16 protein-coding genes are annotated in these 15,162 nt (G+C 49.3%); 7 read left to right on the top strand and 9 right to left on the bottom strand.

From position 1 onward, the window contains the following. Nucleotides 1–266: 266 nt before the first annotated feature. The 6 genes from recG to C9I89_RS11570 all read right to left on the bottom strand — a co-directional run bounded on the left by recG (nt 267) and on the right by C9I89_RS11570 (nt 7,396). Complete coding sequence (gene recG, locus C9I89_RS11595; RefSeq protein ID WP_107283521.1) at nt 267–2,348, bottom strand: ATP-dependent DNA helicase RecG; 2,082 nt, start codon at nt 2,346–2,348, stop codon at nt 267–269. Nucleotides 2,349–2,363: 15 nt separating this feature from the next. Continuing rightward, nucleotides 2,364–3,071, bottom strand: coding sequence for a tRNA (guanosine(18)-2'-O)-methyltransferase TrmH (trmH, locus tag C9I89_RS11590; protein ID WP_107283520.1), 708 nt, complete (start codon nt 3,069–3,071; stop codon nt 2,364–2,366). A gap of 140 nt (nt 3,072–3,211) precedes the next feature. Beyond that, nucleotides 3,212–5,317 (bottom strand): bifunctional GTP diphosphokinase/guanosine-3',5'-bis pyrophosphate 3'-pyrophosphohydrolase, encoded by a 2,106-nt coding sequence (gene spoT, locus C9I89_RS11585; RefSeq protein WP_107283519.1) that lies wholly within the window; start codon nt 5,315–5,317, stop codon nt 3,212–3,214. An 18-nt stretch (nt 5,318–5,335) separates the two neighbouring features. Beyond that, entirely contained in the window at nt 5,336–5,611 is a 276-nt protein-coding gene (gene rpoZ / locus C9I89_RS11580; protein WP_107283518.1) for a DNA-directed RNA polymerase subunit omega, read from the bottom strand. 49 nt (nt 5,612–5,660) lie between these two features. Then, entirely contained in the window at nt 5,661–6,287 is a 627-nt protein-coding gene (gene gmk, locus C9I89_RS11575; protein WP_107283517.1) for a guanylate kinase, read from the bottom strand. Nucleotides 6,288–6,532: 245 nt separating this feature from the next. Continuing rightward, nucleotides 6,533–7,396, bottom strand: a complete 864-nt coding sequence (locus tag C9I89_RS11570; RefSeq protein ID WP_107283516.1) for a YicC/YloC family endoribonuclease — start codon at nt 7,394–7,396, stop codon at nt 6,533–6,535. Nucleotides 7,397–7,656: 260 nt separating this feature from the next. On the opposite strand from C9I89_RS11570, the gene rph reads away from it, so the two are divergent. Together rph and pyrE are read left to right on the top strand one after the other, a co-directional pair. After that, nucleotides 7,657–8,373 (top strand): ribonuclease PH, encoded by a 717-nt coding sequence (rph, locus tag C9I89_RS11565; protein ID WP_107283515.1) that lies wholly within the window; start codon nt 7,657–7,659, stop codon nt 8,371–8,373. A 115-nt stretch (nt 8,374–8,488) separates the two neighbouring features. Continuing rightward, complete coding sequence (gene pyrE / locus C9I89_RS11560) at nt 8,489–9,130, top strand: orotate phosphoribosyltransferase (protein WP_107283514.1); 642 nt, start codon at nt 8,489–8,491, stop codon at nt 9,128–9,130. Nucleotides 9,131–9,422: 292 nt separating this feature from the next. On the opposite strand, the gene slmA is transcribed toward pyrE, so the two are convergent. The 3 genes from slmA to coaBC form a co-directional block, all read right to left on the bottom strand. Continuing rightward, the gene (slmA, locus tag C9I89_RS11555) at nt 9,423–10,013 is read right to left on the bottom strand and encodes a nucleoid occlusion factor SlmA (protein WP_107283513.1); all 591 of its coding nucleotides are present in this window, start codon (nt 10,011–10,013) and stop codon (nt 9,423–9,425) included. 212 nt (nt 10,014–10,225) lie between these two features. Next, the gene (gene dut, locus C9I89_RS11550; RefSeq protein ID WP_107283512.1) at nt 10,226–10,681 is read right to left on the bottom strand and encodes a dUTP diphosphatase; all 456 of its coding nucleotides are present in this window, start codon (nt 10,679–10,681) and stop codon (nt 10,226–10,228) included. Then, nucleotides 10,668–11,891, bottom strand: a complete 1,224-nt coding sequence (gene coaBC / locus C9I89_RS11545) for a bifunctional phosphopantothenoylcysteine decarboxylase/phosphopantothenate--cysteine ligase CoaBC (protein WP_107283511.1) — start codon at nt 11,889–11,891, stop codon at nt 10,668–10,670. Before coaBC ends, dut begins: the two co-directional genes overlap by 14 nt. Before the next feature lie 351 nt (nt 11,892–12,242). Here coaBC and radC point away from each other — a divergent pair, with 351 nt between their 5' ends. The 5 genes from radC (at nt 12,243) to mutM (ending at nt 15,103) form a co-directional block, all read left to right on the top strand. Continuing rightward, the gene (gene radC / locus C9I89_RS11540) at nt 12,243–12,917 is read left to right on the top strand and encodes a RadC family protein (RefSeq protein ID WP_107283605.1); all 675 of its coding nucleotides are present in this window, start codon (nt 12,243–12,245) and stop codon (nt 12,915–12,917) included. A 173-nt stretch (nt 12,918–13,090) separates the two neighbouring features. Beyond that, on the top strand, nt 13,091–13,327 hold the full coding sequence (gene rpmB, locus C9I89_RS11535; RefSeq protein ID WP_107283510.1) for a 50S ribosomal protein L28: 237 nt from the start codon (nt 13,091–13,093) through the stop codon (nt 13,325–13,327). Between the two features lie 16 nt (nt 13,328–13,343). After that, nucleotides 13,344–13,511: a 50S ribosomal protein L33 gene (gene rpmG / locus C9I89_RS11530; protein WP_002535344.1), complete on the top strand. Its 168-nt coding sequence runs from the start codon at nt 13,344–13,346 to the stop codon at nt 13,509–13,511. Nucleotides 13,512–13,775: 264 nt separating this feature from the next. Further along, nucleotides 13,776–14,270, top strand: coding sequence for a hypothetical protein (locus C9I89_RS11525; RefSeq protein ID WP_107283509.1), 495 nt, complete (start codon nt 13,776–13,778; stop codon nt 14,268–14,270). A 23-nt stretch (nt 14,271–14,293) separates the two neighbouring features. Continuing rightward, entirely contained in the window at nt 14,294–15,103 is an 810-nt protein-coding gene (mutM, locus tag C9I89_RS11520) for a bifunctional DNA-formamidopyrimidine glycosylase/DNA-(apurinic or apyrimidinic site) lyase (protein ID WP_107283508.1), read from the top strand. The last annotated feature ends 59 nt before the right edge of the window (nt 15,104–15,162 follow it).

The raw sequence follows: 15,162 nt of genomic DNA, 5'->3' as shown, positions 1-15,162 counted from the left end.
TGTGCGCTATTTTAATTATCTTTCCGTAAATAGCAAACGATTGCGTTGTTTGGTGATGATAAAATTTCACTTGATGAGCAATTAGGATGGAATGGGAAAAATGGTAACAGATGTTCCAGAGTACTTATATTTACTGGGAAATGCAGATCACACTGAGGAATAATATTGCTAATTTGGGTCTAAATGCTGGCTAAAAACGAGATGTTTTTCTATTTTCGACCAGGTTTTGAAATCAAGCAGGCTTAATATGAGGTAGCCTGCCTTCGTTAAGCATTCGAATAGTTTTCCCGCTGTCCCAGCCAGCGCTGAACAATGGCTTTGGCATTGCTCGGGTATTTATCGTGAAGATAGCGAGCCATTTTTTGTACTTGCGGAATGAGGTGCTGGTCACGAACCAGATCGGCGATCTTAAAATCAGCGATACCAGTTTGTTTTGTCCCTAACAGTTCACCCGGGCCACGGATTTCTAAGTCACGCTGCGCGATAACAAATCCATCGCTGCTCTCGCGCAATACACCTAGGCGCCTTTGGGCTGTCTTCGAAAGTGGGGCGTGATAGAGCAATACGCAGTGGCTGGCAACTTTCCCCCGACCGACACGGCCGCGGAGCTGGTGGAGCTGAGCCAGACCTAAACGCTCGGGGTTTTCAATAACCATCAGGCTGGCATTGGGGACATCCACACCGACTTCAATGACCGTGGTCGCGACGAGTAAATGCAGTTCACCGGCTTTGAAACGTTGCATCACGGCTTGTTTTTCTGCCGCCTTCATGCGGCCATGTACTAAACCTACTTTTAGCTCTGGCAGTAATGCCGTGAGCTCGTCAGCGGTATCGGAAGCGGCTTGCGCTTCTAACACTTCAGACTCATCGATAAGGGTACAGACCCAATACGCCTGGCGGCCTTCATTAAGACAAGCCGAACGAATACGCTCAACGATTTCAGCACGACGAGAATCCGGCAGGGCCACGGTCTGGATCGGTGTTCGGCCCGGTGGTAATTCGTCTATTACTGAGGTTTCAAGATCGGCATAAGCGGTCATGGCGAGCGTCCGGGGGATCGGGGTTGCCGTCATGATCAGCTGGTGAGGATAACGTCCCTCATTCGCGCCTTTTTCCCGTAGCTCCAGTCGCTGGTGGACACCAAAACGGTGTTGCTCATCGATAATCACCAGTGCCAGGTTATTAAATACCACCTGTTCCTGGAACAGGGCATGGGTACCGACCACCATTTTTGCTTCGCCGCTTTCAATCCGGGCCAATTCTGCTTCGCGGGCCTTGCCCTTGAGCTTACCGGCTAACCAGCCAACCTGAATATCCATCGGATTCAGCCACTGGGCAAAGTTTTGCGCATGCTGCTCGGCCAGTAGTTCTGTCGGTGCCATTAAGGCTACCTGATAGCCGTGTTCGATTGCCCGCAGGGCTGCCAGTGCGGCGACCAGGGTTTTCCCTGAGCCCACGTCTCCCTGCACTAAGCGCATCATCGGTTTGGCCTGCGCCAGATCGGTTTCGATGTCGGCGACAACGCGTTGCTGGGCGCAGGTCGGGCTGAATGGCAGGCTGGCAAGGAGGCGGTTTTTTAAGTTGTCGCTAGGGGCGAGCGGCCAGGCATTATGTTGCTGACTTTTCGTGCGCAGTGCCAGCATCGACAGGTTCTGAGCCAGCAGCTCTTCTAAAATCAACCGATGCTGAGCGGGGTGCTTGCCTTCTTCCAGCTGGTCCAGCGATACATCCGGTGTTGGCCTGTGCATCACATGAAGCGCTTGTGCCATGGTCATCTGGCGATCATATAAACCATCTGGTAACAGTTCCGTGACAGCGGCTTTATCAAGTAAACTCAGTGCTTGATCCGTTAGGTTACGCAAGGTTAGCTGGCGCAATCCTTCGGTGGTGGGGTAAACCGGGGTCAGGGTTTCTTCGACGGTAAGCCTGGTTGGCTCAGAAAAAACGGAGTAGTCAGGATGGATGATTTCCAACCCGTATTTACCGCGTTTTACTTCGCCATAGGCTTTGACCTGTTTACCTTCCGATAAACTGTTTTTCATTGCCGCATTGAAATTGAAAAAACGTAAGGTAGCAGAGCCGGTGTCATCAGCAATTTTGACCGTCAGCATGCGACGTTTACTTAAGGTAATGCTGTTACTGACGACGGTGCCCTGAACGGCAAGGTGCTGACCCGGCATGACACTGGCGATAGGCCAGATACGGGTGCGATCTTCATAGCGGAGCGGCAGGTGGAAAAGCAGATCCTGAACCGTAAATAGGCCCACTTTTTCTAACTTTTCTGCCATCTTAGCGCCAACCCCGGACAGTTCCGTCAGGGCGATGGTCTCTAATAACTTTCCGCTCATTGCTCTTGCTGATCCTTATTTGGTTTTCTTCTTCGGCTCAATAGCCTGCATGGTTGCCCACCATGCCTCATCGGCGACGATTTGACCTTCGCTATCGAGTGGCGGATAAGGCAAACCTTTACGACGAGCGACTTTGGCTAATACCGGATGACCGCGCTCAAACAGAATGCGATGAACGACGTCGTCTGGCAATAGGGTGGTTTCTCGTTCATACATGCCCGCAAGCTGACGCTGACGTTGTGCTTCATACAGGATCAGGGCGCTGGCAACCGAGACGTTGAGCGACTGTACCATACCCACCATCGGAATGATGATGTCCTGATCCGCCATTGCCAGAGCTTCAGCGGTGATCCCGTTTTTCTCGCCGCCTAAAATAATTGCGGTCGGTTTGGTGTAATCGACATCACGAAAATCAATCGCGGTGTTAGATAAGTGGGTCGCCAGCACTTGCATACCCTGGGCTTTCAGCTGGCCGACGGCTTCGACCATGTTGTCGTGGGTTTCTAGTTCGACCCAGTTACGTGCCCCGGCAGAGGTATGGCTGAGTACCCGCATATTGTCTTTCGGCCAGACGGCATGGACTTTGTGAACCCCGACGGCATCAGCAGTACGAATAATGGCTGATACGTTGTTCGGTTTATGCACTTCTTCCATGCATACGGTTAAATCGGGCTGGCGGGTAGCCAGTACTGAGTGGATCCGTTGGTAACGATCAGGAGTCATAGGCTGTTTAGTGTTTTGTTTGAGGGGCGAGGGTTGAGATATTTAGTTTCTAGTTTCTAGTTTCTAGTTTCTAGTTTCTAGGAGCAAGTTTCGAGGGGCGAGTTTCTATATTCAAGTTTCTAGAAACTCGCTCCTGGACGTTAATTTTTCTGGCGTGACACACGAACCACATTGGGCATCACACGAATACGGCGCATGATATTGGCCAAATGAATACGGCTCTTGGTGGTCAGGCGTACCGTCACGGTGTACAGGCGACCATCTTTTTCTTCGGTCGCAAGACCTTGAATGTTGGAACCGGTTGCGGCGATGGTATTGGTTAACGCCGCCAGCGCACCTTGATGGTTTTGCATATCGACTTTTAAATTGGTGATGAACTCTTGCTCGAATTCTTCGCTCCATTCAGCCGGCATGTACTTATCCGGTTCGCGCTGATAACCACGAATATTCGCGCACTCTTCGCGATGAATAACCAACCCTTTACCCGGGCTGACGTGAGCCATGATCGGATCACCATGGATTGGATGGCAGCAATTGGCAAAGGTCAGCAAAATACCATCAGCACCACGAATTGCCATCCGTCGGCCGGTTTCTTTGGTGCTGCTGATATCACTGTTATTGTCGAGCAAACGGCGGGCAACGACCACGCTCATTAACTCGCCTAAACCGATATCTGCTAATAAGTCATCAATACTATCGAGGCGTTGATCTGCCAGCAACTGAGCCATTGTATCAGGGGCGACTTGATCAATACTGAGCTCGCCAAGGGCATGGTTGAGCAGACGACGACCTAAGGTGACTGACTCTTTACGACGCATGGTTTTCAGTACCTGGCGGATCTTGGTACGGGCACGGGAGGTCACCACATAGTTCAGCCATGCGGCATTCGGGCGAGCACCGGGGGCACTGATAATATCGATAGTCTGACCGTTTTTCAGCGGTTTACTCAGCGGATACGGTTGGCGATCAACGCGCGCACCGACACAGGCATTGCCTACATCGGTATGTACCGCATATGCAAAATCGACGGCTGTGGCACCGACGGGGAGCTCCACTATGCGCCCTTTCGGGGTAAAAACGTAAATTTCATCTGGGAACAGATCGGATTTAACATTCTCAATGAATTCAAAGGAGCTGCCGGCACTTTGCTGCAATTCGAGCAGGCTTTGCATCCAGCGCTGGGCTTTAACCTGAGCGGTGGTGCCGGGTTTTTCTCCGTCTTTATACGCCCAGTGAGCCGCCACCCCTTTATCCGCCATCTGATCCATATCTTCAGTACGGATCTGGACTTCAACCGGCACGCCGTGAGGGCCGACTAAGGAGGTATGCAGCGATTGGTAGCCATTGGCCTTCGGAATGGCAATATAGTCTTTCATCCGGCTCGGGCGAGGTTTGTACAGGTTATGGACCTGGCCCAATACGCGATAACTGGTATCCAAGTCTTTCACTAAGATCCGAAAAGCGTAGATGTCCATAATCGTATGGAAACGCTGTTCTTTGTTTTTCATCTTGTTATAGATGGAATACAGGTTTTTTTCGCGGCCTAAGACTTTGCCTTCGATCCCCGCATCGTCGAGACGTCCCTCGATTTCAGCGTGGATCTTGTTAATCATTTCTTTACGGTTGCCCCGTGCAGATGCAACGACCTCTTTGAGTACCCGGTAACGATTAGGATAAAGTGCTTCAAAACCTAACTCTTCGAGTTCGGTTTTAATATTATGAATACCTAGGCGGTGGGCAAGGGGAGAAAAGATCTCTAAGGTTTCACGGGCAATACGGCGGCGTTTGTCCGGACGCAGGGCACCTAAGGTGCGCATGTTGTGCGTACGGTCAGCCAGCTTGATCAGAATAACGCGAATGTCATGGGCCATTGCCATGATCATTTTGCGGAAGTTTTCTGCCTGTGCTTCTTTACGATCGCGGAACTTCAGCTTATCCAGCTTCGATACCCCGTCAACCAGTTCGGCGACAGTCGAGCCAAAGCGGCTATCGAGATCGTCTTTGGTCACTTCGGTATCTTCGATCACGTCGTGGAGCAGGGCTGCCATTAACGTCTCGTAGTCGAGGCGCATTTCGGCAAGAATACGGGAGACGGCAATCGGGTGAATAATGTAGGGTTCGCCACTTGAGCGGGTTTGCCCTTCGTGAGCATCACGCGCAACGAGATACGCCTGCCGAAGAGCCTCTATCTGAGGCTCTGGCAGGTAATCAATTGCGACTTCTTTCAGGCTATCAAAAAGATACAATTCGCCCGGTTCCCTGAATTAACGGTGGTCGCCTGCAATAGCGCTAACAGCTGCTAGCTCTGCTGCTTCTTGCTCTTGAACTTCCTGACGCTCGCGAGCATCGAGAATGTTTTTAGTGATCAGGCCTTCTTCGATTTCACGAAGGGCAATCACTGTATACTTGTCGTTTTCTTCCGGAACCAGTGGATCCTTACCGCCAGTCTGCATTTGACGAGCGCGGCGTGAAGCTACTTGGATCAGATCGAAACGGTTGCCAATTTTATCAACTGCATCTTGAACGGTTACGCGTGCCATGGAGGGCTCCAGTGGTTATATAAAAAGATGGAAAATTGTACAAAAATACTTACTGTTCTGCCAGTAGGGCATTCAGCATACTGTTATATTTAGCAGTTTGCTTGTCTTGCTTCAATCGTTCTGCACGGATAATAGACTTAAAGTCCATCAGTGCGGCATCGAAATCATCATTAACGATCACATAATCGTATTCGTTGTAATGAGAAATTTCTGAACGCGCTTCTTGCATGCGACGTGCAATGACAGCTTCGCTGTCCTGACCGCGAGTGTTAAGGCGGCGTTCTAGCTCCTCTTTTGAAGGAGGTAAAATGAAGAGACTTTTCGCGGCTGGCATCTGCTTGCGAATTTGTCGCGCGCCCTGCCAATCGATATCTAAGAAGACATCAATACCTTTATTAAGCTGTTCTTCAATCCAGGGACGAGACGTACCGTAGTAATTGCCAAATACTTCTGCATGTTCAAGGAATAACCCTTTATCTGCCAGATCAGTAAATTCTTCAACGCTGATGAAATTGTAATGAACACCATGTTCCTCACCTGGGCGCATACCGCGTGTGGTGTGGGATACGGATACTTTCATGTCATAGGTCGGGTTAGTTTCAAGGAGTGCATTAATCAAACTTGATTTACCAGCGCCACTCGGGGCCGACACGATGTATAGAGTACCTTTGCTCATTGCCTGTTTTCACTCAGTGATAGAAGGGCGCGCAGATTATCACGAACTGCACAAAATTGAAATTAGCTGATTGCTTGAAATTTCATCTTTTCTGCCACTGATTGAAATTAACCGATGACATATTGCCAATCACTTAAGCTTGGCTGGTTTTTACTTTAATTTCAAAGTTCTCAGCAATAATAAAAAAGGCAGGTCATCTGCCTGCCTTCTTCACGATTAAGATGCGATAGCATTGTGGCTATCGATTATTCGATATTCTGGATCTGCTCTCGCATCTGCTCAATCAGTACTTTCAGCTCAACCGCTGATGCGGTGATGTCGGTGCTGATCGACTTTGAGGCCAGGGTGTTCGCTTCACGGTTAAATTCCTGCATCATGAAATCCAGACGGCGGCCACATGCGCCCCCTTTTTTCATGATCTTCTGAGTTTCTTTAACGTGAGAGTCGAGGCGATCCAACTCTTCTGCGACATCACTTTTCTGTGCCATCATAACCAGCTCTTGCTCAATGCGGCTAGGGTCCAGTTCTACTTTTGCATCTTCAAAGCGGGTCATCAGACGTTCGCGCTGCCAGCTAATGATTTCAGGCATGCGTTGACGCACTTTTTCGGCTTCAATCGAGATAGCATCAAGACGCTGTACGATCAGCTCTTTCATGTTTTCGCCTTCACTGGCGCGTGCTGCGATGAAGTCGGTGATGGCCGCATCAAAACCCGCAAGCAGATCTTTGTTGATGACATCCAGATCTTGCTCCGGTGCTTCCATCACACCAGGCCAGTTCAGTACCTGGAAAGGACCAATATTGCCTTCACCCGCCGTCTCTTTTACCCACTTGGCAGCTTTGATGACTTGCTTAGCCAGATCTTCATTGATGCTGAGATCACTGCTTGCTGCCTGATTGGCTTCAAAACGCAGGTTACATTCAACTTTACCGCGGGCCAGACGCTTACGAAAACGCTCGCGCAATACCGGCTCTAAACCACGGAATTGCTCTGGCATACGCAAATACGTTTCCAGATAACGTTGATTAACAGAGCGGATTTCCCAAACGGCAGTGCCCCAGTCGCCTTTTACTTCGCGACGGGCATAGGCGGTCATGCTATGGATCATTGGCTGTTGGCCCTTTTTATAAGATGGAATGTAACTACTTATTAAGCTTACTGGCATACAGCAGGAAGCGTAATAGAAAGAATAGGTGCGTAGTTACCAGATAGCGCTGATTATACTCACCATTGATTATAAAAGAAATGAAGCGCAATACGGCGCGGCTTATTTCGTTGCGGTATGAAGGAGGAGGGATTCGCGTGCACTGCGCCAGATAACTGGCTATAATCGCCGGTTAATATAGCCCAGCTAAAGGTAAACCCCCGATGCGTCCAAGCGGAAGAAGCACCAGTCAAGTACGTCCAATTACGATCACCCGTAACTTCACAGCACATGCTGAAGGTTCAGTATTAGTCGAATTCGGCGATACCAAAGTGATCTGTACTGCAAGTGTGGAAGAAAATGTACCTCGCTGGTTAAAAGGCAAAGGACAAGGTTGGGTTACTGCTGAATATGGCATGCTGCCACGGGCAACTCACACCCGTAACCGCCGTGAAGCATCCAGTGGCAAGCAGGGCGGTCGTACCATGGAGATCCAGCGTCTGATTGCCCGTAGTCTGCGTGCAGCGGTTGATCTGGAAGTGCTGGGTGAGCAGATGATCACGGTAGACTGTGATGTTATCCAGGCTGATGGCGGCACGCGTACGGCTTCTATTACTGGTGCGATGGTTGCGCTGGTTGATGCGATTAATTATATGATTGAAAAAGGCAGCCTGAAAAAGAGCCCGTTAAAAGGCATGGTGGCTGCTGTTTCTGTCGGTATCTATAACGGTGAAGCAATTTGCGATCTTGAGTACCTTGAAGACGCGGCGGCAGAAACCGACATGAATGTGGTTATGACCGAAGAAGGCAAGATGATCGAGATCCAGGGGACGGCAGAAGGAGAAGCCTTCAGCCACGAAGAATTACTGGCTATGCTCGCCCTGGCGAAAGACGGCATTGCCGACATTATCACGATGCAGCGAACGGCATTGGAAAGCTAATTATTGAGCGGCTCTATTGAGTCGCTTTTTTTTGTCTAAAATTTGTCGAATCAATGAATCCGATAAAGTTAGCGCGTAAATCGAAATACCTATATAGCAATTTTAAGGAGATACCATGAAAGCATATCAGCGTCAGTTCATCGAATTTGCCCTGGAAAAAGGGGTATTGAAATTTGGTGAGTTTACTCTGAAGTCTGGCCGCCAGAGTCCGTATTTTTTCAATGCGGGTCTGTTCAATACCGGCCGTGATTTAGCTCGCCTTGGCCGTTTTTACGCTGAAGCCTTGGTGGATGCGGGTATCGATTATGATGTGCTGTTCGGCCCTGCGTACAAAGGGATCCCAATTGCGACAACCACCGCCGTTGCGCTGGCGGATCACCACGATGTGGACACACCGTATTGCTTTAACCGTAAAGAAGCGAAGAACCACGGTGAAGGTGGCAACCTGGTCGGTAGCGCGCTGGAAGGCCGCATTATGCTGGTTGATGATGTGATCACGGCCGGAACTGCAATCCGTGAGTCGATGGAAATCATTAAGGCCAACGGTGCGGATCTGGCCGGTGTGCTAGTTGCGATTGACCGTCAGGAAAAAGGCAAAGGCGAATTGTCTGCGATTCAGGAAGTGGAGCGTGATTTCGGTTGCGCGGTTATCTCAATCGTATCGCTAGACGATGTGGTGACTTACCTGGCAGAACAAGACGGTATGGACGCCCACCTAGCAGCGGTGAAGGCGTATCGCGCGGAGTATGGGGTATAAAACGAGCGGGAAGAGCGGAACTATGGCCCTGAGAACCTAGGGGTAAGAAGTTTCAAGTAACGAGGTTCGAGTGGCGAAAAAAAAAGCGAATAGCTTGATTCTCAACTCGGGTCGGTGAGCTTGTCCTGCAGGACCACAGGACCACAGGACCACAGGACCACAGGACCACAGGACCACAGGACCACAGGACCACAGGACCACAGGACCACAGGACCAGTAACAAAAAAGCGAGAGGCATTCACCTCTCGCTTTTTTTATCTCTAAACTTTCATCTAGGCTCTCGCCCCTGTTCTTACCCCAACTGCGCACTGAGCAGTTGCCAGTAGTCGTCAAAGTTTTCGGTTGGCTTGTATTTGAAGCTGGAGCGAACATAGCGGTTCAGGCTGCCTTCAACCTGGCCTAACAGCTGAGCGGCTAGAATGCTCTCATCGACCGGAAAGCCTTTCCCTTCACGCAGTTTTCGTTCGCGCAGGACCTGACGTATCTGGGTTTCAATCCGCTCGAATAACTGGTTGATCCGTGATTGCAGGCGGTCTTGTTCAAACATCAGAGCATGGCCGGTCATAATGCGGGTCAGTCCCGGGTTGCGTTCAGCAAAGACCAGAACGAGCTGTAGCACCATGCGCAAGCGGTTCATGGTATCTTTTTCTTCATCCAGGATACGGTTGATGCGGGTAGTGATTGAATCTTCAATAAACTCAATCAAGCCTTCAAACATGCGAGCTTTACTTGGAAAATGTCGATACAGCGCGGCTTCAGATACGCCGACTTGTGCTGCCAGTTTTGCTGTTGTAATGCGTTGGCTGCCTTGGGTCGATTCCAGCATTTGTGCCAGCGCTTGCAAAATTTCTTCGCGACGATTGTTTTTTTTGTTGCCAGCCATGAATAACCGTTCCTTTTCGAATGGTACTGCCTTACGACAGCGTGAAACCCGTCTATCTTAGCGATGCTACTGCGTTGTGAAAAGCGCAAGCTGCAGATAGTGATCTCTTTATCGACAAAAAAAGCGCAACCTGTAGGGCTGCGCTTTATATTTGATATCACTCGTTTAATTGCTAATCATATTACGAGTGTTTTTTATCCTGAGCTTGCTTGTTAGCTACGGCCAGAATGGCCGAAACCGCCTTCGCCGCGATCGCTGGAATCAAAGTCAGAGACGATATTAAATTCAGCCTGGACCACAGGGACGAAAACTAACTGGGCAATACGGTCGCCTGCTTCGATAGTAAATGTGCTGTGGCCTCGGTTCCATACCGAAACCATAAGCTGGCCCTGGTAGTCAGAGTCGATAAGGCCAACCAGGTTACCCAGTACGATGCCGTGCTTATGACCTAGACCTGAACGCGGCAGAATCGTTGCGGCAAGGCTCTGGTCGGCAATGTGGATCGCCAGGCCTGTTGGCACTAAATGGGTCTGACCCGGTTCGACAACCAGCGCTTCATCCAGACAAGCACGCAGATCCAGACCTGCAGAGCCTTCAGTCGCATAGGCTGGCAGAGGAAATTCGTTACCGACACGGGGGTCGAGGATTTTAAGATCAATTTTTTTCATGCTTTTTCTCTTTATAAAGCGCGGTGATTTCTGTTATCAGCTGTTGTCCCAGTTCACTTTTTGAAGTCAGTGGCAGGGCTTTGTCGCCCGCAGGCCAGTACAGGTGCAGTGCATTGCTGTCACTGTTAAATCCCTGACCTTGCCGGGAAACATCATTGGCGCAAATTAAATCTAAATTTTTACGGGTTAATTTGCCACGAGCGTATTGTTCCACATCCTGGGTTTCGGCTGCAAACCCAACGGTAAAGGGCCGTTGCTGAACCAGTGCCGCGACGGTGGCAACAATATCCGGGTTTTTGACTAACCGCAGTACCATTTCATCCTGATCAGATTGTTTTTTCACCTTCTGCTCGGCAACGTCTGCCGGGCGGAAGTCGGCAACGGCCGCGCAAGAGATGAAAATATCATGCTCAACGGCGTGCTTCATTGCCGCCTGATGCATTTGTTCGGCACTGTTGATATCAATACGGGTGACGCCAGCCGGTGTGGCAAGGTTAACCGGGCCGCTGATCAGGGTAACCCGAGCGCCGCGCTTAGCGGCGGCGGCGGCAATGGCATAGCCCATTTTTCCCGAGCTGTGGTTGGTCAGGTAACGGACCGGATCAATCGCCTCGCGGGTCGGACCTGCGGTAATGGCAATTTTCAGGCCGGATAAATCGGCTGGTTGGAAAAAGTCTTCAGCCAGATGCACTAATTGCATGGGTTCCAGCATGCGCCCTGGGCCAACATCACCACAGGCTTGCTCGCCACTGGCCGGTCCCCAGATGTGGACCCCCCGGCGTTTTAAGGTGGCAATATTTTCCTGGGTGGCGATGTTGCCGTACATCTGCTGATTCATCGCCGGCGCAACGGCTACCGGAGAATCAGTCGCGAGGCATAGAGTGGTCAGCAAATCATTACCCATACCGGCACTGATCCGCGCAATTAAGTCTGCGGTAGCGGGTGCCAATAGCACCAAGTCAGCCCACTTTGCCAGCTCGATATGTCCCATCGACGCTTCGGCCGCGGGATCGAATAGACTATCGGAAACCGGTTTGCCGGAAACGGCCTGCATGGTAAGCGGCGTGATAAATTCTTGTGCCGCTTTAGTCATGACCACGCGTACTTCGGCACCACGCTCAATCAGGCGACGTGTCAGTTCTGCACACTTATAAGCCGCAATCCCGCCACTTATACCCAGAAGTATTTTTTTTCCTGCCAGTGTTTGCATTGTTTTATCCAAATCAAAATTTTGTCTAAATCAAAATTTATCTAAACCAAAAAGTTTTGCTTAAAACCAGGGGCTGTTTATCTTGCTGCAATGTCGAAAGATACACCGCCCCAAAACTGCAGTACAAGATAACATTAAAGGAGGGCTGATTCATCGTTAGAGAAGGTTCTGAAAGTGGGTTTGCTAAGAACACCGGTACTTTAAGAACCAATGAGCGGGTAAGATCGTAGATTGAGGGCGAGTGTAATGTAAGCGTGAAAATAAACTGCGATGATTTTCCCACAACAGAATGCGCAAGTTGAATTTGATTATGAAAACACATCTTCTGAGGCGATTGCCGAAGAGGTGTTTATGTCATTGAAGCTACTGCCTGCTGAATCTCGACCGCGGGAAAAACTATTATCTCGGGGAGCCAAAGCCTTATCTGATGCCGAGCTACTCGCTATTTTTTTACGTACCGGTATGCCCGGGATGAATGCGATTGAGCTGGCGACTTACTTGCTTAACGAATTTGGCTCACTTCGGGCATTACTAGCGGCCGATAAAAAAGCGTTTTGCTGCCACAAGGGGCTGGGCCCGGCAAAATACGCTCAGCTGCAGGCGGTATTGGAAATGAGTCATCGTCATTTGGAAGAGACATTGACGAAAGGTGATGCCCTGACTAGCCCGCAACAGACAAGGCACTATTTAAGCCAGTTATTGCGAGATCGGCACCGCGAAGCCTTCTATGTTTTATTTCTTGATAACCAGCATCGGGTCATTTCCGGAGAGGTTTTATTTGAAGGAACGATCGATTCTGCGTCTGTGTATCCAAGGGAAGTGGTAAAAAGATCGTTAGAATTTAATGCAGCCGCACTCATTTTAGCGCATAATCACCCATCAGGCGTAGCTGAACCTAGTCAGGCAGACCGTCGAATTACTCGAAGAATCAGCGATGCGCTAGGTTTGGTCGATATTCGTGTCCTGGATCATTTTGTTGTCGGTGATGGAGAGATTGTCTCTTTCGCAGAGCGAGGTTGGCTATAAATTAAGCTAAATTTGCGGAAAAAGATGAGAAAGGATCGCTCGGGACTTGAGCAACTGGTTTTGACTTAGTATAATGCGCGACCTTTGATAGCTGTGGTTATATGTGAAAACACTTTTTCGCATTGAATTAACCACGGTAGATATCGAGCTGAAACGATTTGGAGAAGACAGCAATGTCCCGAGTATGCCAAGTAACTGGCAAGCGTCCTGTAACGGGTAACAACCGTTCACACGCACGTAATGCCACCAAGCGTCGTTTTCTGCCGAACCTGCAAACTCATCGTTTCTGGGTAGAAGGCGAAAAACGCTTCGTTAAACTGCGTCTTTCTGCGAAAGGTATGCGTATCATCGACAAGAAAGGTATTGATATCGTTCTTGCAGAGATGCGTGTTCGCGGCGAGAACGTTTAAAGAGAGAGTTTAAAAAATGGCTAAAGGCATTCGTGAGAAGATCCGCCTAGTATCATCTGCTGGTACAGGACACTTCTACACTACCGATAAGAACAAGCGTAACATGCCAGGCAAATTTGAGATCAAGAAATTTGATCCAGTAGTTCGCCAGCACGTTATGTACAAAGAAGCTAAAATCAAGTAATCGATTTGAAATTCTTTGATAAAAACCCAGTTTAGACTGGGTTTTTTTATACCTGAAATTTGCCCTGAAAAACGGGTTTCCTTCCTTGTTGTCTTTGCTTTTATAAACCCAAGTAACCTCAAGATGCTCGTTTCAGCGATAATTTCCAGATGCTAAGGTCAGGCGCTGAATTGCAGATATAGCGCTCTACATCAAAAATCAGGGTATACAATTGCTATAATGTTATGATTCAAGATCATGATACTAGGGCCAAGGAGAGCCTGGATGAAACTATCACGCCGTGGATGGAATAATGTAATCATTGCTGCCGTTGTTGGTTTTATTGCAATGGTCCAGCTTCCTGAGCTGATAAAAGAACGTTTATCAAACGCATCATCATCTTCATCAACGACGTCCTCACCATCACCTGCTGTGCAGCGCTTACTGCCTGAGCAGGCGGTGATCACTCAGTTAGTGCTGCCGCACTATCAGATTATGTTACAAGGTGGTCAGTGGGTCGCTGAACCGTCGATGCAGTCGAATCTGCCGGCAGTTGTCAATCGCTGGCAAACTATTGCGGGTACTGCCGTCGACAAAGAGACCATGACGCAGTTGAAACCTCAGTTAACAGCGCCGCGTACCGTCGAAATTTGGCTGAGGATGACAGAAGAGCCGATACGTGTGACTGTGTACCAATTGCCCCAGTTCTGGTTGTTGCAAGGCTGGGAAGGAAGATGGCTGGCAATCTCTGTCGACGATACTTATTTATTTCCTGACTGACAGATGACGCTACGAGAATATCTATGCCTGAATTACCTGAAGTAGAAGTGAGCCGGATGGGGATCACGCCTCATGTGGTGGGTCAGACGGTGACACAAATTATTATTCGAAATTCACGTTTACGTTGGCCGATCCCAGAAGATATTCAGCAGATTGAAGGACAGGTGATCCGCAGTATCCGTCGCCGGGCGAAGTATCTGTTGTTACAGACAGATGCCGGATACGCGATTATTCATTTAGGTATGTCAGGCAGTTTACGGATCTTACCGGCATCCATACCAGCGGAAAAGCATGATCACGTAGATTTGGTACTCTCAAGTGGGGAAGTGCTGCGTTATAACGATCCACGCCGTTTCGGTGCCTGGTTATGGGAGCTACCGGAGCGACAGCATCCGGTACTCAGCAAGCTGGGGCCAGAGCCACTGAGTGATGGATTTACTGCCGAGTACCTGTTAGAGAGAGCGCACGGTAAGCGTACCGCGATCAAACAATTGATTATGGATAACCAGGTCGTGGTCGGGGTGGGTAATATCTATGCCAATGAATCGCTGTTCAGTGCCGGTATTGATCCGAAACGTGCTGCCGGTAATATCTCGTCGCAACGTATAGCGATCTTAGTGGCTGAAATTAAAGCTGTGTTGGCGTTTGCCATTGAGCAAGGTGGTACTACCTTGAAAGACTTTAAAAATGCGGATGGCAAGCCGGGGTATTTTGCCCAAGAATTACAGGTATATGGAAAAGGTGGCGAGCCTTGCCCTCGATGCGACAAGCTATTGAGTAACATTAAGATAGGTCAGCGTGCCACGGTGTATTGCAGTCACTGTCAAAAATAGAATTTAAGATGTTATGAACAAAGAGAATTATCAATGTATTCATGATATCGGCACCGTAT

The sequence above is a fragment of the Photobacterium lipolyticum genome (assembly GCF_003026475.1).
Lineage (GTDB): Bacteria > Pseudomonadota > Gammaproteobacteria > Enterobacterales > Vibrionaceae > Photobacterium > Photobacterium lipolyticum.
This window is presented reverse-complemented; position numbering and strand designations above follow the sequence as displayed.

Coding starts and splice junctions, on each gene's coding strand:
- recG (WP_107283521.1), bottom strand. CDS start 2,348: ATGAGCGGAAAGTTATTAGAGACCATCGCCCTGACGGAACTGTCCGGG.
- trmH (WP_107283520.1), bottom strand. CDS start 3,071: ATGACTCCTGATCGTTACCAACGGATCCACTCAGTACTGGCTACCCGC.
- rpoZ (WP_107283518.1), bottom strand. CDS start 5,611: ATGGCACGCGTAACCGTTCAAGATGCAGTTGATAAAATTGGCAACCGT.
- gmk (WP_107283517.1), bottom strand. CDS start 6,287: ATGAGCAAAGGTACTCTATACATCGTGTCGGCCCCGAGTGGCGCTGGT.
- C9I89_RS11570 (WP_107283516.1), bottom strand. CDS start 7,396: ATGATCCATAGCATGACCGCCTATGCCCGTCGCGAAGTAAAAGGCGAC.
- rph (WP_107283515.1), top strand. CDS start 7,657: ATGCGTCCAAGCGGAAGAAGCACCAGTCAAGTACGTCCAATTACGATC.
- pyrE (WP_107283514.1), top strand. CDS start 8,489: ATGAAAGCATATCAGCGTCAGTTCATCGAATTTGCCCTGGAAAAAGGG.
- slmA (WP_107283513.1), bottom strand. CDS start 10,013: ATGGCTGGCAACAAAAAAAACAATCGTCGCGAAGAAATTTTGCAAGCG.
- dut (WP_107283512.1), bottom strand. CDS start 10,681: ATGAAAAAAATTGATCTTAAAATCCTCGACCCCCGTGTCGGTAACGAA.
- coaBC (WP_107283511.1), bottom strand. CDS start 11,891: ATGCAAACACTGGCAGGAAAAAAAATACTTCTGGGTATAAGTGGCGGG.
- radC (WP_107283605.1), top strand. CDS start 12,243: ATGTCATTGAAGCTACTGCCTGCTGAATCTCGACCGCGGGAAAAACTA.
- rpmB (WP_107283510.1), top strand. CDS start 13,091: ATGTCCCGAGTATGCCAAGTAACTGGCAAGCGTCCTGTAACGGGTAAC.
- rpmG (WP_002535344.1), top strand. CDS start 13,344: ATGGCTAAAGGCATTCGTGAGAAGATCCGCCTAGTATCATCTGCTGGT.
- C9I89_RS11525 (WP_107283509.1), top strand. CDS start 13,776: ATGAAACTATCACGCCGTGGATGGAATAATGTAATCATTGCTGCCGTT.
- mutM (WP_107283508.1), top strand. CDS start 14,294: ATGCCTGAATTACCTGAAGTAGAAGTGAGCCGGATGGGGATCACGCCT.